Source organism: Pseudoduganella namucuonensis, assembly GCF_900116645.1.
GTDB classification, from domain to species: Bacteria; Pseudomonadota; Gammaproteobacteria; order Burkholderiales; family Burkholderiaceae_D; genus Rugamonas; species Rugamonas namucuonensis.
This window is the reverse complement of the sequence record NZ_FPBO01000022.1, coordinates 1-25,786: the sequence shown is the minus strand read 5'-3', so window position 1 is coordinate 25,786 and position 25,786 is coordinate 1. Positions and strand designations below refer to the sequence as shown.

The following is a 25,786-nucleotide window of genomic DNA, read 5'->3' as shown; positions in this document are numbered from 1 at the left end:
TTTATCCGCCAAGCAAAAATGGCCCTGGGCGCTTTACGCGCCGACTGCCTGCTCACAGAGGGCGCGGCGCGGCGAAAGCCGCGGATATCCGCACAAACCGCCCAGGGCTATTATTGCCCGGGACACAAAATAGCCCTGGGCGCTTTTCCGGGGGCGTACTCGGGTCGGCGTTTTCTTATAAAATGTCGGCATCTTTCATTTTTCCCCCTGAGGCTGTTATGAGCGACGTACAAACCTGGATCAAAGAGACCGTGTCCAACACGCCCGTGGTCCTGTTCATGAAGGGCACCGCCCAGTTCCCGCAGTGCGGCTTTTCCGGCCGCGCGATCCAGATCCTGAAGGCTTGCGGCGTCGAGAACATCGCCACCGTGAACGTGCTGGACGATCCGGAAGTGCGCCAGGGTATCAAGGAGTACTCGAACTGGCCCACCATCCCCCAGCTGTACATCAAGGGCGAGTTCATCGGCGGTTCGGACATCATGAACGAGATGTTCGAGTCCGGCGAATTGAAGGCCCTGCTGGATGCCTGATCGTCCGCGGCGGCTGGTTGTCGCCATCACCGGCGCCACCGGCGCGGTGTACGGCGTCCGGCTGCTGCAAGTGTTGAAAACGCTGCCCGGGATGGAGACCCATCTGGTCGTGTCCGACGCGGCGGTGCTGACCCTGCACCAGGAAACCGGGCTGCAGCGCAAGGAGGTCGAGGCGCTGGCCAACGTGGTCCACAAGCAACACAATATCGGCGCCAGCATCGCCAGCGGTTCCTTCCAGTCGGACGGGATGGTGATCGCGCCCTGCTCGATGCGGACGCTGGCGTCCGTGGCCCACGGCCTGTCGGACAATCTGATCGCGCGCGCGGCGGACGTGGCACTGAAGGAGCGCCGCCGCCTGGTGCTGATGGTGCGCGAAACGCCATTCAACCTGGCGCACTTGCGCAATATGACGGCCGTCACCGAGATGGGCGGCATCGTCTTCCCGCCCCTGCCCAGCTTCTACCACCGGCCGCAATCGATCGCCGAGATGGTGGATCACACGGTGGCCCGCGTCCTCGACCTGTTCGGCGTCGAGCATCAACTGGCGCCCCGCTGGGACGGCCTGACAGCAACCGCTTCAAAATGACCGTGGCGTTGTTGCGGCTCCTAGCCGTGCAGGCGCACTGTCTTCGTCGCCGCGCCTAGCCACGCTCATTTTGCAGCAATTGCTTATTAACCCTTGTCGAACAGCGTGCCGCTGGCACGCTTCAGTTCCCGCACCTCTTCCAGCATGCGCCGCTGGGCTATCCGCTTGCGTAAAACCTCCGCGTGGCGGGCCGCCGTCATCGGCGGGGCGGTCATCAGGTCTTTCAGCTGCGCTACATTGCTGTAGTTGTTCTTCATCAAGCGGCTCAATGCGTACTCCGTGAAAAAGCATGCGGGTTGCATTCCCCTATTGTGCACTAATTCTGTGTCGGAACTATGACGATTTGCTATCGGAGCCAAACATTCGGTGGCTAAAAGCTTAGGCCGGAATGTTTCCGCATTCCGGCCACTATTTAGCAATGAATCAAGAACGATCGTTCTTTTTTGTTACTTTTGGTAATTGACGCGCACCAGCATGCGGATAAATTCGCGGGCGATTTGGCGGTGGTGCTCGTCCAGGCGCTGCAAATCGGCGATCAGCTTGACGTCGGCCGATTCGAAGCGGGACAGGCCGTTGCCGCCCTCGCCGGCCGGGGCCGCCGATTCGGGGCCGCCGAAGCGCAGCCAATCGGCGGGCACGCCCAGCCATTGCGCGATCATGCGCAGCTTTTCCTGAGTGGGAATGGCCTCGCCGACCAGCCATTTGCGGGCCGCGTGCACCGTGATGGGGCGGCCATCGAAGCGAATGTTAAATTCGCGCGCCAGGCGGGTGGGACTATCGGGGGAGTAGTGGGCGTTTTTCAGTGCCTGCTGCAAGCGCTGGCTAAAGCTTTCGCGTTCATTCGAAGAATTCATAGTTGCACTATTTCATGTCGCAGCATGAATGTCAGTCTCTCGGCCGGTCCAAGCGATTATGACAATCAAGAATTTAAGATTTAACAATTCTCCCTTGCTGAGCCGGTTTGGCGGGCCGCAGTGCGCCAAATTTTATGTCAAGGATGCGCGAATGTGGAAAATTGTATTCAGGGGGCTGTCGGTGGATTGAACGTTCGTCCGGTCCATCATCCTATCCCATTTTGAAACGTATGATGCCGTCACTAGCGGTTTCACGTCGCACGATACCATCCCGCCACAATTTGTGAAGATGGGCCAGCGCCTCGCCCTGCGCGAAGCCCCATTGGTGTGCATCCAGCGGGCGGCGGAACATCAGCGGCACGATGTCGTTCGCCGTGCGCCACTCGCGGCACGCGTCCATGACCTCGGCCAGGCGTTCGACGTGGTGCTGGCGCAGCTGGGCGATGCGGGTGTGCAGGCCGCGGAAGGGCTTGCCGTGCGAGGGCAGCACCAGCACGTCCTCCGGCAGACCGGCGTATTTCGACAGGGAATCGAGGTACAGCTGCAGCGGATTGCCCTCCGGCTCCACCGCGAACACGGAGACGTTGGTGGAGATGCGCGGCAGCACCATGTCGCCGGAGATCAGCAGGTTCAGGTCCGCGCAGTACAGCGAGGCGTGCTCGGGCGAGTGGCCGAAGCCGGTGACGACCCGCCATTGATGGTCACCAATGGCCACCGACTGTCCGTCCTGCATGCGCGTGTACGCCTCCGACACGGCCGGCACCAGCGAGGGGTAGTAATCGCGCCTGCCGCCCAATCGCTCCAGCATGGCCGGGTCGGCCAGGCCGTGGCGCCGGAAATGCGGCAGCGCGGCGGCGCCGTCGACCCCGGGCAGGGCCGCCGCCAGCATGCGCGCGTAGCCGTATTCGCCGGTCGTGATCCAGAACGGCGCCTGGAAGCGGCGGCACAGCCAGTCCGACAGGCCGACATGGTCCGGATGGCAATGCGTGGCCAACACCCGGTGCAGCGGCAGGCCTTCCATCGCGCCGCCGAACACCTCGTCCCAGGCGGCGCGGGTGGCGTCGGTGGCGACGCCGCAGTCGACCACGCTCCAGCCCGGCGCGCCGGTGTCGGGATGGCGGTCCGCCAGCAGCCAGAGATTGATGTGGTCCAACGCGAACGGCAGCGGCATGCGCAGCCAGGCCACGCCGGGCGCCAGGGACAGCGCTTGGCCGGTGTCCGGCAGGGCGTCGCCCAGCGGGTAGCGCAATTGGGATTCAAGCGGGTTCATTTTGCTCTTTCATGTTCACAACGGAGCGGGCGCGCTACAATGCGATTGACGTTACGTAAACGGAAGCGTTACGGCCATTCTAGCCGCAAGCGCGCCGCGACGTCCCCCCACCGACTACCGCAATCAAGATGCCGACCTATACCATCACCGAACTGGCCCGCGAATTCGACGTCACGGCGCGCGCGATCCGCTTTTACGAAGACCAGGGCCTGCTGAGCCCGACCCGCGAGGGCGCCGGCGGCCGCAACCGCGTCTACACCGCGCGCGACCGCACCCGCTTGAAGCTGACCCTGCGCGGCAAGCGCCTGGGGCTGTCGCTGTCCGAGATCAAGAGCCTGGTGGACATGTACGAGTCGCCCAAGGACACCAGCGCGCAAATGCACCGTTTCCTGGGCGTGCTGGGCCAGCACCGCGAAACGCTGGAGCAGCAGCGCGAGGATATCGAAATGACCCTGGCGGAGATCACCGCGCATGAGGACGATTGCAAGCGTTTGCTGGCCGCCATCGGCGAGCCGGCGCCGGACGGGGACGCGGCCTAGGCCGCCGCGCGGCGGCACCGGGCCGCCGGTGTCGCGCGGCGGTTACTTTACGTTTACGTAAACGTCACATAGGCGTATTATTAGCGTTCCATTCCATCCCAACAGAATACGAGGACGACATGCTCCATCTTCCAGGCCTGACCTTTGACCACGGCGAGGACATCGCCGCCCTGCGCGAAACCGTGCAGCAATTCGCCGCCGCCGAGATCGCGCCGCGCGCCGCCGAGATCGACCGCAGCGACCAGTTCCCGATGGACCTGTGGCGCAAGATGGGCGACCTGGGCGTGCTGGGCATCACCGTTTCCGAGGAATACGGCGGCGCCAACATGGGCTACCTGGCCCACATCGTCGCGATGGAGGAGATCTCGCGCGCGTCGGCCTCGGTCGGCCTGTCGTACGGCGCCCACTCCAACCTGTGCGTCAACCAGATCAAGCGCAACGGCACCGAGGAGCAGAAGCGGAAGTACCTGCCCAAGCTGATCTCGGGCGAGCACGTGGGCGCGCTGGCGATGTCCGAGCCGAACGCCGGTTCGGACGTGGTGAGCATGAAGCTGCGCGCCGAGTTCAAGGGCGACCGCTGGGTGCTGAACGGCACCAAGATGTGGATCACCAACGGCCCGGACGCGGACGTGCTGGTGGTCTACGCCAAGAACGACCTGGAGGCCGGCCCGCGCGGCATGACCGCCTTCCTGATCGAAAAGGGCTACAAGGGCTTCTCGATCGCGCAAAAGCTGGACAAGCTGGGCATGCGCGGCTCGCACACGGGCGAGCTGGTGTTCGAGGACTGCGAGGTGCCGGCCGAGAACGTGCTGGGCGGCCTGGGCAAGGGCGTCAACGTGCTGATGTCCGGCCTGGACTTCGAGCGCACCGTGCTGTCCGGCGGCCCGCTGGGCATCATGCAGGCCTGCATGGACGCGGTGGTGCCCTACATCCACGACCGCAAGCAGTTCGGCCAGCCCATCGGCGAGTTCCAGCTGATGCAGGGCAAGCTGGCGGACATGTACTCGACCATGATGGCGTGCAAGGCCTATGTCTACGCCGTCGGCCAGGCCTGTGACCGCGCCACCACACCGGAGGCCGTGCGCCAGTTGCGCAAGGATGCCGCCGGCGCGATTCTGTATAGTGCCGAAAAGGCGACCTGGATGGCCGGCGAGGCGATCCAGACGCTGGGCGGCAACGGCTACATCAACGAGTATCCGGTCGGCCGCCTGTGGCGCGACGCCAAGCTGTACGAAATCGGCGCCGGCACCAGCGAGATCCGCCGCATGCTGATCGGCCGCGAACTGTTCGCGGAAACGAAATAGCGGAGCGGGCGGAGCGCGGCTGGCCGGCAAGTTCAAGAACCAACACGACCCCGACCATGATCCAGGCCGCATTCCCCAAGCTGCTGTCGTCCCAGATAGCGTTCGACATCGCGCGCACCATCCGCGAGGGCTTCGACAAGCACTACCGGCTGTTCCGCCAGACCAGCCAGCTCGCCAAGCAGCATTTCGAGCAGGGCGCGTGGAAGGTGGCGCAGCTGGCGGCGCGCGAGCGCATCGGCTTTTACGACCAGCGCGTGCAGGAGTGCGTGCAGACGCTGGAGGACGAGTACGTCCCGGCCGAGCTGACCGACGAGGTGTGGCGCGAATGCAAGCTGCACTTCATCGGCATGCTGACCGGCCACAAGCAGCCGGAGCTGGCCGAGACCTTCTTCAACTCGGTCTGCTGCAACATCCTGCACCGCAGCTACTTCCACAACGAGTTCATCTTCGTGCGCCCCGTGGTGTCCACCGAGTACATCGAGACCGACGAGCTGTCGCCGACCTACCGCATGTACTTCCCCGGCACGGACGGCCTGCGCTTCACCTTGAAGCGCATCGTCACCAACTTCCAGCTGAAGACCAGGTTCGCCAACCTGGACCGCGACATCGAACAGGTGGAGAAGCGCCTGCGCCAGCTGTTCGGGGCCCAGGAGCTGGAGCCCAACCACCAGATCCAGGTGCTGTCCAGCCTGTTCTTCCGCAACAAGGGCGCCTACATCGTCGGCAAGGGCGTCAACGGCGCGCGCGAGTATCCCTTCGTGGTGCCCATCCTGCACAACCGGCACGGCGAGCTGATACTGGACACCGTGCTGTTCGAGCAGGAACAGATCATCATCCTGTTCTCGTTCACGCGCGCCTACTTCCAGGTGGACATGGAGGTGCCGTCGGCCTACGTGCAGTTCCTGCGCAGCCTGCTGCCGCGCAAGCCGCGCAGCGAGATCTACACCATCCTCGGCCTGCAGAAGCAGGGCAAGACGCTGTTCTACCGCGACTACCTGCAGCACCTGAAGCACTCGTCCGACCAGTTCGACGTCGCGCCGGGCATCCGCGGCCTGGTGATGCTGGTGTTCGCGTTGCCATCCTTCCCCTACGTGTTCAAGGTCATCAAGGACTTCTTCCCGGCGCCCAAGGACACCACGCGCGCGCTGGTCAAGGAGAAATACCTGCTGGTCAAGCACCACGACCGCGTGGGCCGCATGGCCGACACGCTGGAGTACTCCAACGTGGCCTTCCCGCGCCACCGCGTGAAGGAGGAGCTGATCGCCGAGATCCGCCACTTCGCGCCCTCGCTGCTGGAGGAGGACGGCGACAAGATCGTCATCAAGCACCTGTACATCGAGCGCCGCATGGTGCCGCTGAACATCTGGCTGGGCAACGCCGACCAGGAGGGCGACGACACCCGCCTCGAGCACGGCGTGATCGAGTACGGCAACGCCATCAAGGAACTGGTGGCGGCCAACATCTTCCCCGGCGACATGCTGTACAAGAACTTCGGCGTGACCCGCCACAAGCGCGTGGTGTTCTACGACTACGACGAGATCGAATACATCACCGACTGCAACTTCCGCGACATCCCGCAGGCCCGCAACGAGGAGGACGAGATGTCGGCCGAGCCGTGGTACCACGTCGGCAAGCACGACGTGTTCCCCGAGCAGTTCGGCCGCTTCCTGCTGGGCAACGCGAAGATCCGCAAATACTTCATGCGGCACCACGCCGACCTGTTCACCCGCGAATTCTGGCAGACGCGCAAGGAGCGCATCCAGGCCGGCATCGTGGAGGACGTGTTCCCGTATCCGCAGCACATCCGCTTTTCTTACCAAGGCGCACCCACGCCGCCCCCGGCGCACGTGGCGCCTACCCTACTGGAGACCACTGAAAATGAATGATCCTATCGTTATCGTCGGCGCCGCGCGCACCCCGATGGGCGCCTTCCAGGGCGACTTTTCCGGCAAGAGCGCGCACGACCTGGGCGCGGTCGCCATCGCCGCCGCCGTCGAGCGCTCCGGCATCAAGGCCGACGCGGTCGAACACGTCTACTTCGGCAACTGCCTGATGGCCGGCCAGGGCCAGGCCCCGGCGCGCCAGGCGCTGCTGAAGGCGGGCCTGCCCACCTCCACCGGCGCGGTGACCTTGTCCAAGATGTGCGGCTCGGCCATGCAGGCCGCCATCTTCGCCTACGACACCTTGCTGGCCGGCAGCGCCAGCGTGGTGGTGGCCGGCGGCATGGAATCGATGACCAACGCGCCCTACCTGGTGCCCAAGGCGCGCGGCGGCTACCGCATCGGCCACGGCCAGCTGTTCGACCACATGATGTACGACGGCCTGGAGGACGCCTACTCGCGCAACGAGAAGACCGGCGAGGGCCGCTCCATGGGCACCTTCGCCGAGGAATGCTCGGCCAAGTACCAGTTCTCGCGCGAGGACCAGGACGCGTTCGCGATCGAATCGGTCAAGCGCGCCCAGGCCGCCACCAACGAGGGCTGGTTCAAATGGGAAGTGGCGCCGGTGACGGTGAGCGGCCGCGCCGGCGACAGCGTGATCGAGAAGGACGAGGGCCCGCTCAAGGCCAGGATAGACAAGATCCCGACCCTGCGCGCCGCGTTCCAGAAGGACGGCACCATCACCGCCGCCTCGTCCTCGTCCATCAACGACGGCGCCGCCGCGCTGGTGATGATGCGCGAATCGACCGCGCGCGAGCTGGGCTTGGCGCCGATCGCGAAAATCCTGGGCCACGCCACCAACGCGCTGGCGCCGAACCAGTTCACGGTGGCCCCGATCGGCGCCATCGAGAAGCTGTTCAAGAAGACCGGCTGGAGCGCCAAGGACGTCGACCTGTTCGAGATCAACGAGGCCTTCGCGGCCGTGCCGATGGCCGCCATGCGCGAGCTGGACATTCCGCACGCCAAGGTCAACGTGCACGGCGGCGCCTGCGCGCTGGGCCACCCGATCGGCGCCTCGGGCGCGCGCATCATCGTGACGCTGATCGGCGCGTTGAAACGCACCGGCGGCAAGCGCGGCGTGGCGGCCCTGTGCATCGGCGGCGGCGAGGCCACCGCCATGGCCATCGAGCTGGTGTAAGCGATGCCGTCCGCCCTCATCATCGGCGCCTCGCGCGGCATCGGCCACGAGCTGGCGCGCCAATACCTGCGCGACGGCTGGCGCGTGATCGCCACCGCCCGCAAGCCGGAGGACATCGCCGCGCTGGCCGCGCTGGGCGCGGAAACGCACACGCTGGACGTGAACAATGTGGAGGCCGTCGCCGGCCTGGGCTGGAAGCTGGACGGCGAGCAGCTGGAGGTGGCGATCCTGAACGCGGGCGTGTACGGTCCGCGGCACGACGGCTTCCCCACGCAGGGCGATTTCGACCAGGTGATGCACACCAACGTGCTGGCGGCGATGCGGCTGTTGCCGATCCTGGCGCCGATGGTGTGCGCGGCCAAGGGCAAGGGCGGCGGCAAGCTGGCCGTGCTGTCCTCGCGCATGGGATCGTTGAGCGAGCGAAGCAGCCCCGGCGGCTCGCTGTACCGCGCCAGCAAGGCGGCCTTGAACTCCGTGCTGATCGACACCGCGCTGAGCTTCGGCGACCGGGGCGCCACCTGCGTGGCGCTGCACCCGGGCTGGGTGCGGACCGACATGGGCGGCGCCGGCGCCGACCTCGCGGTGGAGGACAGCGCGGCCGGGATACGCCGCACGCTGGCCGCCCTGCCCGCCTCCCCCCGCGCCGTCTACCGCAACTACGACGGCACCCCGATTAGTTGGTAAAACCACATCGGTGTCAGGCGCGACATTCGGACATTCGCCGCATGAATGACTCGGCACCATCCGTTCGAATGTCCGAATGTCCGAATGTCGCGCCTGACACCGATATTGAAACGCAACTTTTATGAGCGCGCGATAATGATACTGAGCGAAGAACACCAAATGATACGCGACGCCCTGCGGACTTTTTCGCAGGAACGCCTGGCGCCGCAAGCCGCGCGCTGGGACCGGGAACACCATTTCCCGAAGGAGGAGCTGAAGGAGCTGGCCGCGCTGGGCGCCTTCGGCGTGGCGGTGCCGGAGGAGCTGGGCGGCGCGGGCATGGATTATGTCTCGCTGGCGCTAGTGCTGGAGGAGATCGCGGCCGGCGACGGCGGCACCTCCACCATCATCTCGGTCAACAATTGCCCGGTCTGCAGCATCGCGATGATGTACGCCAACGAGCAGCAGAAGCGACAGTGGCTGCGCCCCCTCGCGCAGGGCGAGATGCTGGGCGCGTTCTGCCTGACCGAGCCGCACACGGGCTCGGACGCGGCCGCGCTGCGCACCACCGCGACCCGCGGCACCGACGCCGACGGCGACCATTACGTGATCAACGGCGTCAAACAGTTCATCACCAGCGGCAAGTACGCCGACGTGGCCATCGTCATGGCGGTCACCGACAAGGCGGCCGGCAAGAAGGGCATCAGCGCCTTCTGGGTGCCCACCGCCACGCCCGGCTACGTGGTGGCCAACCTGGAGCAGAAGATGGGCCAGCACTCGTCGGACACGGCGCAGATCCTGTTCGAGAACTGCCGCGTGCCCGCCGCCAACCTGATCGGCGAGGAGGGCCAGGGCTACAAGATCGCGCTGTCCGGCCTGGAGGGCGGCCGCATCGGCATCGCCTCGCAGTCGGTGGGCATGGCGCGCGCGGCCTACGAGGCGGCGCTGAAATACGCGCGCGAGCGCGAGACCTTCGGCAAGCCCATCTTCGAGCACCAGTCGGTGCAGTTCAAGCTGGCCGAGATGGCGACGCAAATCGAGGCGGCGCGCCAGTTGATCCTGCACGCGGCGGCCATGAAGGACGCCGGCCTGCCCTGCCTGAAGGAGGCGGCGATGGCCAAGCTGTTCGCCTCCGAGATGGCCGAGCGCGTGTGCTCGGACGCGATCCAGGTGCACGGCGGTTACGGCTACGTGTCCGATTTCCCGGTCGAGCGCATCTACCGCGACGTGCGCGTGTGCCAGATCTACGAGGGCACCAGCGACATCCAGAAGCTGCTGATCGCGCGCGCCCTGTAACGCGGAGCTTGGTTACCCTCCAGGAAGGGATGGCTGAATTGCTGCAAGCCGTATTTGAGCGTCGCGTTCCCCAGGCGCGCCTTGAGAACATATTTCCCAAGGTGGACGCGGGCCCGGTCATCCCGGCCGACGCCGTCCGCAGCCACATTGATCATATTGCCCGTGTTCTTGCTGGCATTGAGCACCAGCGTGGAGCAGGGCTAGGCGTCGAGGCCAAAACCGAGCGGGCCGGGGGTGAAGCCGAACTCGTAGTTGGCCTGCATGCCATGTAGGGTTGCCCCTCCAACATGACGCCTTGATGCAGCTCCTCCAAGGCGCGGAAATTCAGTTCGACCATGTAGACAGGATGTCTAGCGCGCGGGCCTGGGAGGCCGGATCGATGGACGGAATTGGGGACAGGAAGACGCGACCGGAATTGGTGCGCCAACTCCTGGTTGGAATCGGCCTTCATGGTGGCAAGCGGTAAATATTCGGCTGATAGATCTCCATGAAGGTTTCCGGCTTGGTCAGCGCGTCGAAGCCGAATTTCCGGTACAGGCCATGGCTATCGGTGGTGGCCAAGGTGAAGCGGCGCAGGCGGGGCACCAGCGGATGCGACATGACGAAGCCCATCAGCACCCTGGACAGGCCGCGGCCGCGCATGTCCGGCACCACGAACACGTCGACCAGATTGCCAAAGGTGGCGCCATCGGTGACGATGCGGCAGAAGGCCAGCAGCGCGCCATCGCGGTACAGGGCGAAGCACAGCGAGTTGGCGATCGCCAGCTCCACGACGCCGCGCGAAATACCACGCGCCCAGCTGCTCGATTCGGCCAGGAATTGATACACAGTATCCACGTCGAGGCGGCTTTGGTCGGTGCTGAGAAGGTACTCGCCGCTTTGTGATTCATAAACTTTTTGCAACATTTTGGGATTCCAAAAAAGGCATCGGCCCGTAACCAGGCTGAAAACGTTCTCGGCAAATCGCGGTCCGGCTTGCCATAGCGGTCGACGATTTGGACATCCGGCGGCGCAGCGTCTCCTCCTCCACGCCGACCGCAGGCCAGCGAACGTATCATCATCTTGTCGTGGTTGCGTTCCTCCACAAACAGTTTGATGAGTTCCCGGCGCACGGAAATGAACGAAATTACTTCCCCACATAGAACAAATTAATAACTTCAAATAATAAACGAATTATGCGGCACGCCGCCTATGCAGGCGAAGCGGCGAGGCCATCGGGAGCCGCGTCCGGACATATCACGCGGGCGCGCGCCATAACACGCGCTCGTTTCCTGCGTAAAATACGCGCAGGAGGAGTTCATGACGAAACTGATGCTGGTGGAGGACGACGCGCGCTTGTCCTCCCTGATCGCCGAATACCTGTCCGGCTACGAGTTCGAGGTGGAGGTGGTGGCCCGCGGCGACGAGGCGCTGCCGCGCTTCCACGCCTGGGCGCCGGACATCGCGGTGCTGGACCTGATGCTGCCCGGCGCCGACGGCACCCAGGTGTGCCGCGCGCTGCGCGCCGTGAGCGCGCTGCCCATCCTGGTGCTGACCGCGCGCGAGGACAGCTACGACCAGGTGGCCCTGCTGGAATATGGCGCGGATGATTTCGTCAACAAGCCGGTGCAGCCGCGCGTGCTGCTGGCCCGCCTGCGCGCGCTGATGCGGCGCGCGGCGCCGGCGGCGGGCGCCCCGGCGGCGCCGCGGCCGGCCGGCGCGCTGGCCTTCGGCATGCTGGAAATCGTCCACAGCGACCGCGCCGTGCACTGGCGCGGCCAGCCGGTCACGCTCAGCAATACCGAATACAAGCTGCTGCTGGTGCTGGCCGAGTCGGCCGGCACGGTGCTGTCGCGCGACGCGCTGCTGAAGAAGATGCGCGGCATCGAGTTCGACGGCCTGGACCGCAGCATCGACAACAGCATCTCCAAGCTGCGCCGCAAGTTCGACGACCACGAGGGCGAGAAGATCAAGACGGTGTGGGGCGAGGGCTATCTGTTCTCGCCGTCCGCCTGGGGCTAGGCGACGCGGTTAGAACCGACGGCAAAGGCTGGGGACAGACCCAATGGGTCTGTCCCCGGATTTTGCATCTGGTTTTGGCCGCCTCACTCGAACAGCGGCGCGATGGCCAGCGGCGGGTTCTGGCTAACCACCTGCCCCTTGTCGCCCGCCTCGAAACGGTAATTGACGATAGGGTGGCCGGCGTGCCCGCCGCCCTCGTCCGCGAAGGCCGCGCCCTCGGCCACCGGCAGGGCCGTGCCGTCCTGCCCCGCCAGGCGCGCGCGCACGCTGGCCTCGCCCTTGCGGGCGAACGCGAACCGCACCCCCACGCAGCGCTTGTCGCGGTAGGCGCCCGCGTCCACGTGCCGCTGGTAGGCCAGCGCCTGCTCGCAAGCCGCGCGCAGCTCGGCCGCCTCGTACACGCCGTCCGGCCGGGCGACGATGGACACGCGCGCCCGGTAGGCGTACTGGCCCGGCTTGCGGTTCACCGTCAGCACGGCGTTCTCGTCGTAGGCCGCCTTCAGCAGCGGGAACACGGCGCGGCCGAGCCCGTCCAGCGGCAGGTTCAGCTGGATGGTCTTGCCGCTCAGGCCCAGGCGCAGGCCCTCCGGCGGCGCGCCGCCGTCGCGCGCGCTGACCTGGAAATGCTGCTGCAGGAACTGCTTGGGCTTGCCGTATTTCTCGAACACCACCATGGTCCGGTAGACGTCGCGATAGCTGAGCCAATCGCCGTCCTGCGCGTGCGCGGCGGCCGCGCCGGCGATGCCGGCGGCGAGCGCAATGCGGACGAAAAGGCGGCGTGTCGGTCTCATGTTCAGAAGCGGTAGGCCAGCGCGGTGGACACGGTGACGTCGCCGGCGCGCCCGGCCAGCGGACTGGCCTTGGCGTCACCCGCCAGGCGCGCCGCGTGCACGCCCGTGGTCAGCAGCAAGGACGGCGAAAGCGCCCAGTTCCAGCGCAGCGAGGCGTGCACGTCCTTGACGCCGCCGCCGGGGCGGTAGGGCAGGCTCGGGCCGGGCACGGTCACGATCTCGTTGTCGCGCAGGCCGAAATAGCTGGTGTTGTAGGCGCGGTTCACCACCGTCACGCCGACCGCCAGCGACAACTTCTGGTGCGGCGCCACCTCGAAGGCGGTGCGCTGCAGGTCCAGCGTCCAGCGCAGGCCGTCGCGCCCGTCGCCGGCGCCGTACAGCAGGTTGTTGGTCAGGCGCAGCTGGCGCGTCAGGTAATAGTTGAGGAAGGCGCCGCCCTCCAGCCGCGGGCCGATGCGGCGCACCTTGTACCAGGTGCCCGGCGCGGCGACATCCACGCCCGTCGCGCCCGTGCTCGCGCTCGACGTCGTCACCGCTTTCGGCGGCAGGATGGTGCTACCGGTGCCCGCGCCGGTGGCGTCGACCGGGGTGTCGAAGACGCTGGAGCCGTCCTTGCTGCGCGCGGCGTGCACCGACAGCAGCGGCCCGAATTCGAGCCCGGGAAGCGGCGACAGGTGCATGCCCGCGCTCATGCCGGAAATGAACACGCCATTGCCCCACGCGATCTGCAGAACCGGCGTCAGACGCAGGCCCCGTTCGCGGCTGCCCTCGTAGTTCGGCGCGGAGCGCACCCCCAGGCCCGCGTACATGTCGTAGCTGCCGTCCGGCATGGGGTTGGGGGCCGGCGTCTGGGCCGATACGCCGCCACAGGCGCCGGAAAGGGCGCCCGCGAGGACGAGGACAGGGTACTTGCGCATAATCAGGATCGGGGGGCTGGAAACTCCGCCATTCTATCGCCCCCCGGGGCTTTCATCGCTACAGCAGCTCCGTGCTCTCGACGAACAGCACCGGCGCGTCCCCGCGGTCCACCACGACCAGCTCGCCGGTGGCCACGATGGACGCCAGGCACAGCGTCGCGGGGCCGGGCTTGCGGTGGCGCACCTCGGCGTACACCTTGCCGCCGGTCTCGCTCACGCGGGTGAACGTCGTCGTGTTGCAACCCGGCGAACCCAGGCCGCCAAAGGCGAACAGCGCCATGGATTTGGCGAAATCGACTTTCGGCGCCGGGATGGACTTGTCCACGTGCGCGGCCCACAGCGCCAGCAGGGCGGCCTCGTCCTTGACGACCACGTTGTACGGGCGCAGATCAACATCCGGGCGCAGCGGCATCTCGACGCGGACGGGTTTCAGGTACTGCGTCTTGATCGATTCGAACACCACCTTGCCGGCGGGACGGTCCACCGCCACCACGCTGGCCGGAGAGGTGATGGCCATGGTGCAGGCGACCATCGGGTCCGTGGACGGGCCGTATTCCTCGTACTCGACGCGCAGCGCGCCGTTGTCGCTGGAGGTGCGGATGATGTCCACGCCGTGGCAGCCATCCGGCCGGCCGCCGATGAAGACCCCCACCACGACCTGGCTGGTGAAATCGACCATGGGCATGGGTGGCGGCTCGGTGTAATTGGCGTTGATTTCCTTCCACAGCGCTTCCCAGCCGGCCAGGTTTTCCACCACCACGTTCTTGGCGCTGTATACGCCGGTGTAGGTGGTCCGCACCAGCGAACGGTACACGACCGGCGCGCCGGCCTGGACCGCCGGCGCCTGCTCGTACAGCACCGCCACCTTGTGCGCCACGCCCAGGCCCAGGTCGGCCTTGTCGCGGTTCTTGACGATGGTGTCGAACATCTCGCGGTAGCGCTCGTCCGCGCAACTGGTGCGCGGGCCGGCGATGGAGTCGCCGGACGAACACAGCTTCAGTTGCGGTTGCGGACCGTAGAGCGCGTGCGAATACGACGCGTCGGCGCAATTGCCCGCCACGTCCCAGAACACCTGATGGTCGTCGATGACGTACAGCTTGTTGCGCACGTCCGCGCAGCTGGCGTCGCGCGCCATCTTGATGAAGTCCTCCTTCGCCACCGGCGACGCGGGACTGGGTTCGCCGACGGCGATCGGCTGGGTGTCGGGCAGCCTGAAGACCTGCTCGGCCGCTCCGCCGTCGCCGCCGCCGCATGCGCTCAGCATCGCGGCGGTGAGTAGGGATGAACCGAAAACCAAAGCCAGCTTGCTCATGATGCCTCCGTTATGATCGATGCGACCATGCTACGCGCGGCGCTCTCCGACATCCCCTTCGAAATGTAGGCCAATTGTCGTGAATTTGTAAGCTTGCGGCCCAGCAACGTCTCGCGCAATGTTAATTCTTATACACTGTCGGCCATGAACCGCCTGTTCTTCCGCTTCTTCGTGCTGGTGATGCTGGCCATCACCGGCGCGACCTTCCTCATCTACTTCGCGATCAGCCGCCTGTACGGCGATCCGCTGGAGGACATCGCCCGTCGCCAGGCGGCGGCCCAGATCTTCCTGCTGCAGCACTATGTCGACCAGGCGCCCGCCGACGAATGGCTGGTGCGGCTGAACAAGGTGCGGGAAGTGTCCGAGGCGCGCTACGAGCTGCTGCCGCTGGCGCAGGCGCGCGCCGCCCTGCCCGCCGGCCGCCGCGCGGCGCTGGAGCGGGGCGAGGTGGTGGTCGACGTGGCGGCCAAGGCCTTCTACCGCCGCGTGGACCTGAAGGGCGAGCGCTACGTGGGCAGCGACGAGGACGCGATCCTCGCGCAAGGCTTGCCGATCGACACCACCCAGGCGCTGCAGCAGGAGGCGCTGCGCTTTGTGATCGTGGCGCTGGCCCTGCTGCTGCCGATCGCGCTGTGGTCGCGCGCCCACTGGCAGGGCTTGCAGCAGCTGTCGCGCGTGGCGGACGAATTTGGCGCGGGCAAGCTGTCGGCCCGGGCGGCGACGCGGCCCAGCGCCAGCATCCATCCGCTGGCCGAACGCATGAACGCGATGGCGGAGCGGATCGAGCGCTTGCTGGAGTCGCAGCGCAACCTGCTCCATTCGGTGTCGCACGAGGTGCGCACGCCGATCGCGCGGCTGGAGTTCGGGCTGGAACTGCTGCGCTCGGCGGCCGACAATCCCGCGCTGGAGGGGCGCATCGCCGCGATGGAGGCGGACTTGCACGAGCTGAACGCGCTGGTGGGCGAACTGCTCGGTATGACGCGGCTCGACAGCGGCCAGGCCATGCGGCGCCAGTTCTTCGAGCTGGCGCCCGCGCTGCTGGACTGCGTCGCCGCGCAGCCCGAGGGACCGCCCGTGGTGGAGACGCGCCTCGCCGATGGCCTGGGTGGCGTGGACGGCGACCGCCGGCTGCTGATGCGGGCGGTGGGCAACCTGGTCGGCAACGCGCGCAAGTATGCGGCCGGGGCGGTGGTGGTGACGGCGGTGCGCAAGCCGGGCCTGGTGGAGATCGCCGTGGAGGACGACGGCCCCGGCATACCGGTGGACGAGCGCGACCGCGTGTTCGAGCCCTTCTACCGCATGGACCGCAGCAGGGACCGCGCCAGCGGCGGTTTCGGCCTGGGATTGTCGATCGCGCGCAAGGCGGTGGCGCTGCATGGCGGCACGCTGCACGCGGAGGACGGGGAACTGGGCGGGGCCCGCTTCGTGATTCGCCTGCCCGCTTGAGACCGGGGTCAGACCCGCGGTCCGTGTCCCATGCCCTGGCCCCAAGCCCGCGCTAGCCGGTGGTGCTCATGGGCTCGGGCTGCTCGTCCTGCTCGTCGCGGCCGACGCGCTCGAATTCCGAGATCACCTGCGCGCCGAACAGCAGCAGGGTCGCGCCTATCTCCAGGCTGAACATGACCACAATGGCCGTGGTCAGCGAGCCGTACACCACGTTCACCTGCGACAAGGTGGAGAAGTACCACACCAGCACATGGCGCGCGATTTCCCACAGCAGCGTGGCGGTCACGCCGCCGATCAGCGCGTGCGCGCAGGACAGCCGCCCCACCGGCATCACCAGGTAGATGGAGCTGAGCATCAGCACCTCGCCGCTCACGCCCAGCAGGTAGAGCAGCGCGCCGGACACGCCGTGCAACGACCAGCTGTAGCCGAGGAAGTTCAGTTCCTCCTCGCCGATCACCTGCAGGCTGCCCGCCACCAGGGTCACCAGCAGCGCGCCCACGGTCAGCGACAGGATGTAGCAATAGGGCAGTATCGCGGAGATGAGGTAGTGGCGCCGCCGTATCGCGACACGATGCAGGAAGATGACGCACATGGCGTTTTCCAGCACGGTGAAGGCCAGCGAACTGAAAAACAGCATGGTGACGGCCAGTACCCAGCCGATGACGGTGCGTTGCCCGAGGAACAGGCTGATTTCGTTGACGATGGCGCGCGACTGTCCCGGCACCAGCCATTCGAGGTAGCGGCCTATGGTCTGCAGCAGCTCGCCCTCCGGCACCCAGTGCGACAGCACCACGGCCACCAGCATCAGCAGCGGCACGATGGACAACAGCGAGTAATAGGCGACGGCGCCCGCCAGCAGCAGCCCCTGGTTGGCGCGAAAGCCTCTGACGCATTGCAGCAGGAACTCCAGGGGATGGCCGGCCACCCAGGCGGCAGCCTTGTGGTTGAGTATCTGCATGACCCCATTCTACGCAGACGGGGCAAACGCGGCGTTCGGTAGATGCGTCCCGCGCGCCCCGCTTGTCAGGGCGCCGTTTTGGAGGCGCGGTTCCGCGCGGCGACGTCAATATCGAGGTAGCGCCAGTTGGTGACTTCCACCGGGTGGCGCTTGTAGTTTTTTAGCCAAGGTTGCCGGATGTCGGCCGAGATGGGATGGGTCAGCAGCACCCACGGGTTGTAGGCGTGGATCAGCTGGCTCATCTCGCGGTACAGCACGCGGCGCTCGGGCGTGTCGCCCAGCTTGCGGGCCCGCTCGTAGCGCTGGTTGTACTCGGGCAGGTTGAAGCGCGCGTAGTTGGCGCGGCCGCTGTTGGGGCCGTACAGTAGCTGGAAGTAGTTTTCGCCGTCCGGGAAGTCGGCGATCCAGTTGGTCTCGAACATCATCACCTTGCCCAGGCGGGAAGCCTTGATGATCTCGGTTTTCTTGTCGCTCTTGAACTGCACGCGCAGGCCGATGGCGTTCAAGCCCTTGCGCCACAATTCATCCCGCAGCCGCCCCACTTGCGAGGGCTCGGTGTGCATGGTCAAGGTCAACGGCTGGCCGTTGGGCAAGGTGCGGAAGCCGTCCGCCCCCACTCGGTAGCCGAAGCGGTCCAGCAGCGCGCGCGCCAGCGCCGGGTTGTAGGCGATGGGGCTGCGGTAGGCGGGGTCGTAGCCCAGCACGTCGGGCGGCAGCGGCGATTGCGCCGGCAGCGCCAGGCCCTTCTTCAGCAGCGCCACGTCCTCCGGGCCGTTGTAGCTGAGCGCGATGGCGCGGCGCAGGGCGATCTTGTCCTTGCCGTAGCCGCCGATCACCGGGTCCTCCATGTTCATCCACATGTAATAGGTTTGCAACACCGGGAAGGGCGACAGTTCCATGCCGCGGCGCGCCAGCTCGGGCTTGAGCGCGGGCGCGGCGCTGTCGGCGCGCAGCACCATGTCGCGCATCGATTCCGGCACCTGCTCGATGTAGTCGAATTCGCCGTTCAGGAAGCCCAGCATGCGCGACTGGTATTCCTCCATGACCTTCACTTCCACCCGGTCCACCAGCGGGATGCGCTTGCCTTCGAACAGCGTTTCGCGGAAGTCCGGGTTGGCCAGCAGCGTGATCTTGTCGCTGCGCTTCCACTCGCCCACCATGAAGGGGCCGGTACCGACCGGATGGTTGCCGACTTGGCCGCCGTGGGCCTCCGCCACCTCGCGCGCCACCACGGCGGTGGCCGGCATGGCCAGGTAGAACAGGAAGTTGGGATCGGGCGCGTTCAGGCGGATGCGCAGGGTGTACTTGTCCACCGCCCGCAAGCCGGGAATGGCGGTGCCGTGACTGAACCTTGTTTTCAGCGCGGCGTCGCCCTGCAGCTTGTCCTCCAGCAGGAACAGCCAGGGCGATTTCAGTTCGGGGTCGTACAGGCGCTTCAGGCTGTAGACGTAGTCCTCGGCGGTGACTTCGCGCCGCTTGCCCTTGAAGGCGGGATCGGGCGTGAAATAGACGCCTTCGCGCAGCCGGAAGGTGTAGGTGGTGCCGGCCGCGTCCACCTCCGGCATGGCGCGCAGCGTGTTCGGCTGCAGCTTGACGGGACGGGCCAGGTACTCGTAGCGCAGCATGGGGTCGAACACGTTCTCCAGCAGGCCCAGGGTGGCGATGTCCGACGCGACGGCGGGGTCCAGCCCGGTTTCGCCGGTGGAGAGGAAGGCGTGCAAGACTTTCGGGGCGGCTTCGGCCGCGTCGGCGCTTGCGACGGCGCAGGCCAGCGCCAGCACGCTCCCCAGCAGGGCGGATTTCCAACCACGCATCATTTTTCCTCCGTTAGCCCCACGACGGGCGCGGCGACAGCATAACGATTGCCGCGCCGTGGCGCCAGCTTATAACTTTTTTACATGCGCGCTCCGCAATCTTTCATCGCCGAATGGCGGTGTGGCCCTATACTTTGGCTGCAAAACCGCCCCGTCACCTTCGTTCGTGGATTATCGCTCTATGTCGCTCAATTACATCTGGTCTGGATTCTTCCTGGTCGGCTTCGCGGCCGCCCTGGCGCAGTGGATTTTCCTGGGCGATAACGAAATCTTCAAACGCATCATCGACGGCACCTTCGAGTCCGCCAAGATGGGCGTGATGGACATCGCGCTGCCGCTGGCGGGCGTGATGACCTTGTGGCTGGGCATCATGAACATCGGCGAAAAAGCTGGCGCGATCGGCTGGCTGGCCAAGGTGATCGCGCCCTTCTTCTCGCGTATCTTCCCGGAAATCCCCAAGGACCACCCGGCCACCGGCCACATGGTGATGAACTTCTCCGCCAACCTGCTGGGCCTGGACAACGCCGCCACGCCCTTCGGCCTGAAGGCCATGGAAAGCCTGCAATCGCTGAACCCGAACAAGGACGAGGCCAGCAACGCGCAAATCATGTTCCTGGTGCTGCACACCTCGGGCCTGACCCTGATCCCGCTGTCCATCATGGCGCAGCGCGCCATCCTGGGCGCGGCCGACCCGTCCGACATCTTCATCCCCTGCATGATCGCCACCTACGTGGCCACCGTGACCGGCATCATCGCCGTGGCGATACGCCAGCGCATCAACCTGATGGACAGCGTGGTGCTGTCCTGGCTGGGCGGCATGACCACCGCCATCGTCGCGCTGATCTGGTACTTCACGCAATACCTGACCAAGACCGAGATCGAAACCGTGTCCAAGGTGGTCAGCAACCTGGTGCTGATCGGCATCATCACCGTGTTCATCGTCGGCGCGCTGCGCAAGAAGGTCAACGTGTACGAGGCCTTCATCGAGGGCGCCAAGGGCGGCATCCAGACCTCGCTGACCGTGATTCCCTACCTGGTGGGCATGCTGGTGGCGATCAGCGTGATCCGCAACGCCGGCGTGTTCAACTTCGTCGTCACCGGCTTCAACTGGATCTTCACCGGCCTGGGCATGAACACCGACTTCGTGCCGGCGCTGCCGACCGCGCTGATGAAACCGCTCAGCGGCAGCGGCTCCAAGGCCATGATGATCGACGCCATGAACACCTACGGCGTGGATTCCTTCGTCGGCCGCCTGGCGTGCATCTTCCAGGGCTCGGCGGACACCACCTTCTACATCGTTGCGCTGTACTTCGGCTCGGTGGGCATCCGCAAGACGCGCTACGCGATCTCCTGCGGCCTGATCGCCGACTTCGCGGGCGTCATCACCGCGATCTGCGTCGCCTACGTGTTCTTCGGTTGAGGCCGGGCATGCTGCGCCGCATTCTCGTCGCCGCCCTGCTCGCCGCCTGCGGCGCCGCCCACGCCGCCCTGCCCGAGCCGGTGGCGCGGCTGCTGCAGGCCGCCAACATCCCCGAGGAGGCCATGGGCGCGGTGGTCATGCGCGGCGACGCCGTGCTGCTGTCGCACAACGCCGAGCTTCCCATGCAACCGGCCTCGACGATGAAGCTGGTGACCACCATGGTGGGGCTGGACCAGCTGGGTCCGGTGTTCAAGGGCCGCACCGAGCTGCGCGCCACCGGCGACGTGGTGAACGGCGCGCTGCAGGGCGACCTCTACCTGCGCGGCGGCGCCGATCCCGACTTCGACGAGGACGCGCTGGTGCACATGCTGGAAAAGCTGCGCACCCAGGGCATACGCAAGATCACCGGCGACCTGGTGCTGGACCGCCAGCTGTTCCAGCCCGCCCGCACCGACGTCGGCGCGCCGCCGTTCGACGAATCGCCCGAGTCCTACTACAACGTCATACCGGACGCGCTGCTGCTGAACATGAACATGCTGCGCGTCGACATCAGCTCGACCGCCACGCAAGTGAAACTGGACATGCTGCCGGTGCTGGAGCGCGTGACGGTGGCGTCGGACATGCAACTGGTCGACGGCGACTGCGCGAAGTGGGAAGGCGGGTGGAAACTGCCGACATACGAGCGCAGGGGCGCGAGGATCACCGTCACGCTGCACGGCACCTTCCCGCGCAATTGCGCGAAGACCACCGCCGTCAACGTGCTGGATCGCAACGACTATGCCGAGGGCCTGTTCCGCAGCAGCTGGGCGCGGCTGGGCGGCACGTTCACCGGCAAGGCGCGCGAGGCCCTGCCCGGCGGCGCCACGCCGGCCACGTCGCGGCTGCTGTCCGAGCACGTGTCGCGCCCGCTGATGGATGTGCTGCGCGACATAAACAAGCCCTCCGACAACGGCCTGGCGCGCACGCTGTTCCTCAGTCTGGGCAGCCTGGAGGCCGACGCCGTGCTGGGCAGCCGGCCGTTGGCGCCCATCTACACCGCGCCGCCGCAGGGCGCCGCCGGTCCCGGCGTTGGCGACCCGCAAGCCGGTGCCCTGGCGGCCGCGACGGTGCTGCCCACCGCCATCCGCGCCGAGCAAGTCATCCGCGCCTGGATGCAGCGCCAAGGCATCGACGACAACGGCTTGGTGCTTGAAAACGGTTCCGGCCTGTCGCGGCTGGAGCGCGTGAAGCCGGCGCAGATGGCCGGCCTGCTGCGGGCCGCGCAAAAAAGCCTGTGGATGCCCGAGTTCCTTACCAGCCTGCCGATCGCGGCGGTGGACGGCACCATGAGGCGGCGCCTGAAGGACAGCGCCGCCGCCGCCCGCGCCCGCGTCAAGACCGGCGCGCTGCGCAACGTGGTGTCCATCGCCGGCTACGTGCCGGACGCGAATGGCGACCTGTGCATCGTGGTCGCCATGGTCAACCACGAGCTGGTTGGCAACGGCAACGGCCGCAAGGCCGTCGACGCCTTGATCGACTGGGTGGCCCAGGCCCGACGCCTGCAGTAAGAAAGCGGCAAACTTGCAAAGCTTAGCGGATAGGCTAAAACATCACTGGCGATAGGAGTTGTGAATGAAATGCCCTGCTTGCGGAGCCGCTGAGCTCATACATGAAACACGCGACTTGCCCTTCACCTACAGGGGGTTCCGCACCCTCATACATGGCGTAACCGGTGACTACTGTCTCTCCTGTGGCGAGGGTGTGCTGGATACGGATGAGGGCGACAGGTATGCCGCTCAGATCCGCGCTTTTATCGATCAAACCAAGGCTGCGTGATCACAATGCGTGCGTCTGGAGACCCGGGGGGGTAGGTGTGACAACACTGCTGAACGGTCGCCGCATAAAATGCCACCCTACGCTCTTAATGCCGACGAAGCCGACCACCAGTTAACGGTTGGCGATGTGCAGTAGGGTGAGCCCCGCCACGAGCGAGCATTCCACCTTCCTGTGTCACGCCCCGCAGATCGACTACCAGGCCATGAGTGCGAAAAAGAACGCGCTACGTTGGATCAAGCAGCTGAAGGCAATTGGCCAGTGGCCAGATAAGGCGGCAGCGCCGACCAGCACATAGTCGTCGCCACAATGAGGGGTCGGGCCTGGCGATATATACTAACTCGCTGCAACGCGGGCTGGAAATCCATGTGCCCGCGCTCCGTGGCTTTCACGGTAACGAGGTGCATATAAGCGCTCCCTTGGACTACCCGTTCTTCGAGGTATCCTATGATAAAAATAAAAATTCCACTGTCAGAGCATAATGATTTAATATGAATTAATCGATAGAAACAGTTAAATTCATGATTTCATGATTTTTTGTTAAAAATTCATTAGGAATTCAAAATGTCAAAAACTGACCATCAGCATAATATGGATTTTGAAGCCGAAGTAAGGGTTGTCGCAGAAGCGATATGGGGGCTATCGCCAGGAGAATGCCAGCCTTCGCATTATCCTAACAATCCTCATATTCAGGAACTCGATGGGATAGTACGACTTCGTGACGTGGTTCATCTAATCATGGCGACAACCAGCACTCGTCTAGAAAAAGCCAAGGATGATGTAAAAAAATTAAATGCCGCCGAATTGCACGAGGGGAAAGATGGAGTAGCAATTTCAAAATGGTTCATCACGGAAAAACAACTGGACGCGCAACATATCGAATATGCGCGTAAAAGCAAGGTTATTGCAATTACGCTCAATCAGCTTCGTAGACGTTTTTTTGATGGCTCTAAATATATAAAATTGAGAAAAAACTCGTCTTTCGGATCGGCCAGAGATCCAAATACCGATTCGATCACTATCGATGATAGGAAATATGTTCAACTTCCGATAACGCTTATAGCCGACAAACTACCTAGCAAACCTCTTTCGTTCTGTTTACAAAAATCGGTTCTTATCGACAGCATTATAAAGTGCATAATTCAAGGGAAAATCGCTATATTAATAGCTCCGTTTGGCTCTGGCAAAAGCATTACTACTCGGCAAATTTTCTTGCGATTGGCTGAACAGCATAGGGTTGATGGCAACGAACCAGTTCCCTTTACACTCAATCTCCGAGAGCACTGGGGCCAAGTTCATGCAGATGAAATTCTTGACCGTCACGGTCGATCTATTGGATATTCACCCAAAGAAGATCTGACAATCGCGTGGCGATCCGGCGTGGCAACATTAATATTGGATGGCTTTGATGAGGTTGCATCGCAAACTATAATGAGACGCGATGACATCACATTCATGCGAGCAGCACGGCGCGATGCATTGAGTGGCGTTCGAGACTTTTTATCAAAGATCCCCGCCGGAATTGGTGCGTTTATTTGCGGCAGAGACCACTATTTTGATGATGAAAAGGAAGTAGCCGATGCATTAGCAATTGGCAGTAAAAATGTGCAGGTTTTTCGACTGGGGGAATTTTCGGAGGATGGCGTTCGCGAATTCCTGGAGAAAAACGGCGTGTCAAAGAATCTTCCAGATTGGCTACCGCGCAAGCCATTGCTTCTCGGCTATCTAATTCAAAAAGAATTAATTGATGAAATCGTTGCTATTGATGGAAGAAACGGTTTTGCACATGCTTGGGATACATTTCTTGCAAAGATTACTGAGCGCGAGGCTGATCTTGAGTCATCTACAATGGCGTCACTAACACTGCGCGCAGTAATGGAACGTATAGCCTTTATGATGCGCGAGCGCCCAACAAAAGATGGACCGGTAACTGGTACTGATCTCTCGAATGCATTCAACCTTGAAACTGGTCAGTCTGCCAGTGAAGGCGTACTCGCTCAGCTTCAGCGCCTTCCTGGTCTAACGCAGAGAGATAAAGAACCAGGTTCGCGTTCGTTTGTTGACGAAGATATGCTTTCCGCTTTGCAAGGTGGTGCATTCTACAGATTGATAGTCGATAATTTTAAGTCTAACAATACTTTACCAATTGCCGAAATCTCTCCTCGCGCCATCGAAATGGCAGCATACTTGCTGCAAAAATCGGGTTATACAACGTCAACATTAGTGGCTGTTGTATTAGGATTAGCACGCCAGAAATCTCGAATCTCCAATGTCGACCAAATTTTAGCTGATTTGGTAATGGTGGTTTTAGCCGTAGCAAATAATGAAGGAATTGGCAGTGTTAACTTCGATGATTTGATTGTTGATTCTGGGATATTCGGAAAAATAAATTTAGAAGAGATAGCTCTACATGGCTTGACTTTGCAGGAGTGTATCATCGTAGAAGTTTTAACTGCTTCCAATGTGTCTGGCTATGGAATCAGGTTTAATGAATGTCTGATTCAGAAAATTGGTGGCGTGGGGGGCGAGTTAGGACTTCCAAAAAACATATTCTTAAAATGCACGGTGGAGCATTATGACGAAATGTCGACCACAAATGCGGTTTTGCAGCTAAATCTTGCGCCCCAGTTGAAAGCTCTAATTACCGTATTGCGAAAGCTCTTTAAGCAAGCTGGTGGCGGACGGCAGATGAATGCATTACATCGCGGAATTACTCAACGCCAAGTATTAGATTATATAGATAAAATTGTTGGCATATTGGAAAGCGAGGGAGTTGTTTTCGTTACAGGTAACGTAGTGCATCCCGTAAGAAAAAATATCGGACGAATTGATAACATATTAATCGCACCACTACTTAGCTGTTTAGTTTCATGCGATCATATCCCCCGTCGCAGCATGCCTCTGCTCCGTGCCAAGGCCGTGCTTGACGAGTTGATCGCTGGTTTTCCGAAGCGGTCGCCAACCCACCGCAGCAGCACACCTGAGCGTCAGAGAGCATGAGCACACGCATTCATCCGCAGGCCCGCACAACGCCGAAAATCCGCCAGGAGATCAAAGCCTCCGGCTTGACCGCCCACGAGGCGGCAAAGGTGTTCAACATCACCAAGGCGACCGCCGCCAAGTGGCTCAAGCGCGATGACGTGCAAGACCGTTCGCATCGGGCCCACACGCTACATACGACGTTGTCGGCCGCGC

24 protein-coding genes and 1 pseudogene are annotated in these 25,786 nt (G+C 63.8%); 16 read left to right on the top strand and 9 right to left on the bottom strand.

Translation table 11 applies throughout. From position 1 onward, the window contains the following. The first annotated feature begins 218 nt into the window (after positions 1 to 218). Both grxD and BM436_RS21380 read left to right on the top strand, forming a co-directional pair. Positions 219 to 530, top strand: a complete 312-nt coding sequence (gene grxD, locus BM436_RS21385) for a Grx4 family monothiol glutaredoxin (protein WP_093557566.1) — start codon at positions 219 to 221, stop codon at positions 528 to 530. Then, entirely contained in the window at positions 523 to 1,116 is a 594-nt protein-coding gene (locus BM436_RS21380) for a UbiX family flavin prenyltransferase (protein ID WP_093557565.1), read from the top strand. The genes grxD and BM436_RS21380 overlap by 8 nt, the downstream gene beginning before the upstream one ends. An 86-nt stretch (positions 1,117 to 1,202) precedes the next feature. On the opposite strand, the gene BM436_RS37180 is transcribed toward BM436_RS21380, so the two are convergent. The 3 genes from BM436_RS37180 to BM436_RS21370 form a co-directional block, all read right to left on the bottom strand. Continuing rightward, entirely contained in the window at positions 1,203 to 1,373 is a 171-nt protein-coding gene (locus BM436_RS37180; RefSeq protein ID WP_177307406.1) for a hypothetical protein, read from the bottom strand. Between the two features lie 189 nt (positions 1,374 to 1,562). Next, entirely contained in the window at positions 1,563 to 1,970 is a 408-nt protein-coding gene (locus BM436_RS21375) for a hypothetical protein (RefSeq protein WP_093557564.1), read from the bottom strand. A gap of 211 nt (positions 1,971 to 2,181) precedes the next feature. Continuing rightward, a complete protein-coding gene (locus BM436_RS21370) occupies positions 2,182 to 3,240 on the bottom strand; it encodes an MBL fold metallo-hydrolase (RefSeq protein WP_093557563.1) in 1,059 nt (352 codons plus the stop codon). Positions 3,241 to 3,368: 128 nt separating this feature from the next. Between BM436_RS21370 and BM436_RS21365 the strand changes: the two genes are divergently transcribed. From BM436_RS21365 to BM436_RS21335, 7 genes are all read left to right on the top strand, one after another. Continuing rightward, positions 3,369 to 3,779: a MerR family transcriptional regulator gene (locus BM436_RS21365; RefSeq protein WP_093557562.1), complete on the top strand. Its 411-nt coding sequence runs from the start codon at positions 3,369 to 3,371 to the stop codon at positions 3,777 to 3,779. Between the two features lie 119 nt (positions 3,780 to 3,898). Beyond that, positions 3,899 to 5,083: an isovaleryl-CoA dehydrogenase gene (locus tag BM436_RS21360; protein WP_093557561.1), complete on the top strand. Its 1,185-nt coding sequence runs from the start codon at positions 3,899 to 3,901 to the stop codon at positions 5,081 to 5,083. Positions 5,084 to 5,139: 56 nt separating this feature from the next. Further along, a complete protein-coding gene (gene aceK, locus BM436_RS21355; protein ID WP_093557560.1) occupies positions 5,140 to 6,969 on the top strand; it encodes a bifunctional isocitrate dehydrogenase kinase/phosphatase in 1,830 nt (609 codons plus the stop codon). Continuing rightward, positions 6,962 to 8,161, top strand: a complete 1,200-nt coding sequence (locus BM436_RS21350) for an acetyl-CoA C-acyltransferase (RefSeq protein ID WP_093557559.1) — start codon at positions 6,962 to 6,964, stop codon at positions 8,159 to 8,161. Before aceK ends, BM436_RS21350 begins: the two co-directional genes overlap by 8 nt. Positions 8,162 to 8,164: 3 nt before the next feature. Further along, the gene (locus tag BM436_RS21345; protein ID WP_093557558.1) at positions 8,165 to 8,845 is read left to right on the top strand and encodes an SDR family oxidoreductase; all 681 of its coding nucleotides are present in this window, start codon (positions 8,165 to 8,167) and stop codon (positions 8,843 to 8,845) included. 135 nt (positions 8,846 to 8,980) lie between these two features. Then, complete coding sequence (locus BM436_RS21340; protein ID WP_093557557.1) at positions 8,981 to 10,120, top strand: acyl-CoA dehydrogenase family protein; 1,140 nt, start codon at positions 8,981 to 8,983, stop codon at positions 10,118 to 10,120. Positions 10,121 to 10,149: 29 nt separating this feature from the next. After that, entirely contained in the window at positions 10,150 to 10,392 is a 243-nt protein-coding gene (locus tag BM436_RS21335) for a hypothetical protein (protein ID WP_093557556.1), read from the top strand. 175 nt (positions 10,393 to 10,567) lie between these two features. Here BM436_RS21335 and BM436_RS21325 read toward each other — a convergent pair whose 3' ends face one another. Next, entirely contained in the window at positions 10,568 to 11,026 is a 459-nt protein-coding gene (locus BM436_RS21325; protein ID WP_093557554.1) for a GNAT family N-acetyltransferase, read from the bottom strand. Between the two features lie 393 nt (positions 11,027 to 11,419). On the opposite strand from BM436_RS21325, the gene BM436_RS21320 reads away from it, so the two are divergent. Further along, positions 11,420 to 12,121 (top strand): response regulator, encoded by a 702-nt coding sequence (locus tag BM436_RS21320; protein WP_177307404.1) that lies wholly within the window; start codon positions 11,420 to 11,422, stop codon positions 12,119 to 12,121. 83 nt (positions 12,122 to 12,204) lie between these two features. Here the strand turns inward: BM436_RS21320 and BM436_RS21315 are convergent, their stop codons facing one another. The 3 genes from BM436_RS21315 to BM436_RS21305 are packed head-to-tail and all read right to left on the bottom strand — an operon-like array spanning position 12,205 to position 15,141. Beyond that, a complete protein-coding gene (locus BM436_RS21315; protein ID WP_229490573.1) occupies positions 12,205 to 12,912 on the bottom strand; it encodes a hypothetical protein in 708 nt (235 codons plus the stop codon). Positions 12,913 to 12,914: 2 nt separating this feature from the next. Next, entirely contained in the window at positions 12,915 to 13,829 is a 915-nt protein-coding gene (locus BM436_RS21310) for a MipA/OmpV family protein (RefSeq protein WP_093557553.1), read from the bottom strand. A gap of 58 nt (positions 13,830 to 13,887) precedes the next feature. After that, positions 13,888 to 15,141 carry a protease complex subunit PrcB family protein gene (locus BM436_RS21305; RefSeq protein WP_093557552.1) on the bottom strand — a complete coding sequence of 418 codons (1,254 nt, stop codon included), beginning with the start codon at positions 15,139 to 15,141 and terminating at the stop codon, positions 13,888 to 13,890. Positions 15,142 to 15,285: 144 nt separating this feature from the next. On the opposite strand from BM436_RS21305, the gene BM436_RS21300 reads away from it, so the two are divergent. Next, positions 15,286 to 16,587, top strand: a complete 1,302-nt coding sequence (locus BM436_RS21300) for an ATP-binding protein (protein WP_093557551.1) — start codon at positions 15,286 to 15,288, stop codon at positions 16,585 to 16,587. 52 nt (positions 16,588 to 16,639) lie between these two features. Here BM436_RS21300 and BM436_RS21295 read toward each other — a convergent pair whose 3' ends face one another. Further along, positions 16,640 to 17,545 (bottom strand): YihY/virulence factor BrkB family protein, encoded by a 906-nt coding sequence (locus tag BM436_RS21295; RefSeq protein WP_093557550.1) that lies wholly within the window; start codon positions 17,543 to 17,545, stop codon positions 16,640 to 16,642. 65 nt (positions 17,546 to 17,610) lie between these two features. After that, positions 17,611 to 19,362, bottom strand: coding sequence for an ABC transporter substrate-binding protein (locus BM436_RS21290; RefSeq protein WP_093557549.1), 1,752 nt, complete (start codon positions 19,360 to 19,362; stop codon positions 17,611 to 17,613). 178 nt (positions 19,363 to 19,540) lie between these two features. Between BM436_RS21290 and BM436_RS21285 the strand changes: the two genes are divergently transcribed. From BM436_RS21285 to BM436_RS21270, 5 genes and pseudogenes are all read left to right on the top strand, one after another. Continuing rightward, positions 19,541 to 20,779, top strand: a complete 1,239-nt coding sequence (locus BM436_RS21285) for a spore maturation protein (protein ID WP_093557548.1) — start codon at positions 19,541 to 19,543, stop codon at positions 20,777 to 20,779. A gap of 8 nt (positions 20,780 to 20,787) precedes the next feature. Continuing rightward, the gene (gene dacB / locus BM436_RS21280) at positions 20,788 to 22,326 is read left to right on the top strand and encodes a D-alanyl-D-alanine carboxypeptidase/D-alanyl-D-alanine endopeptidase (protein ID WP_093557547.1); all 1,539 of its coding nucleotides are present in this window, start codon (positions 20,788 to 20,790) and stop codon (positions 22,324 to 22,326) included. 64 nt (positions 22,327 to 22,390) lie between these two features. After that, entirely contained in the window at positions 22,391 to 22,594 is a 204-nt protein-coding gene (locus tag BM436_RS21275; protein ID WP_093557546.1) for a type II toxin-antitoxin system MqsA family antitoxin, read from the top strand. A gap of 561 nt (positions 22,595 to 23,155) precedes the next feature. Further along, positions 23,156 to 25,591, top strand: a complete 2,436-nt coding sequence (locus tag BM436_RS36370; RefSeq protein WP_143133261.1) for an NACHT domain-containing protein — start codon at positions 23,156 to 23,158, stop codon at positions 25,589 to 25,591. Beyond that, positions 25,588 to 25,786: pseudogene (locus BM436_RS21270) on the top strand (IS481 family transposase); the annotation flags it as partial. The gene BM436_RS36370 and the pseudogene BM436_RS21270, both read left to right, overlap by 4 nt.